Origin of the sequence: Halomonas elongata, from assembly GCF_029081005.1 — a bacterium.
GTDB classification, from domain to species: Bacteria; Pseudomonadota; Gammaproteobacteria; order Pseudomonadales; family Halomonadaceae; genus Halomonas; species Halomonas elongata_B.
Window position 1 is genome coordinate 1 of the sequence record NZ_JAJQTQ010000078.1, and the last position, 493, is coordinate 493.

Here is a 493-nt window from a genome sequence, read left to right on the forward strand (position 1 = left end):
CGATCGAGCGGGAGATGAATAAAACGGTGCTGCCGATGATGCATGGCTTCTACAGCTTTGGCACCCTGTTCGGCGCCGGGGTGGGCATGGCAGTGACCGGATTCGGTCTGCCGGCCGCCCCGCACATCCTGGCGGCTGCGCTGGTGGCTATCCTGCCCATCGCCATTGCTATCCGCGCCATTCCCGACGGCACCGGTAAAAATGCCGCCGAAGTCGCCCACGGTGAGGCGAAAGGTCTGCCGGTGTGGCGCGACGCGCAGCTGCTGCTGATCGGCGTCATTGTCCTGGCGATGGCCTTTGCCGAAGGCTCGGCCAACGACTGGCTGCCGCTGCTGATGGTGGATGGCCACGGCTTTAGCCCCACCTCCGGCTCCCTGATTTATGCCGGTTTCACCCTCGGCATGACGCTGGGCCGCTTTACCGGCGGCTGGTTTATCGATCGCTACAGCCGGGTGGCGGTGGTCCGCGGCAGCGCAGTGATGGGCGCCCTCGG

1 protein-coding gene is annotated in these 493 nt (G+C 65.7%); it reads left to right on the forward strand.

The features are described from left to right. Positions 1–14 precede the first annotated feature (14 nt). A partial coding sequence (locus tag LU493_RS19510) for an MFS transporter (RefSeq protein ID WP_275289465.1) occupies positions 15–493 on the forward strand: 479 nt, incomplete at its 3' end.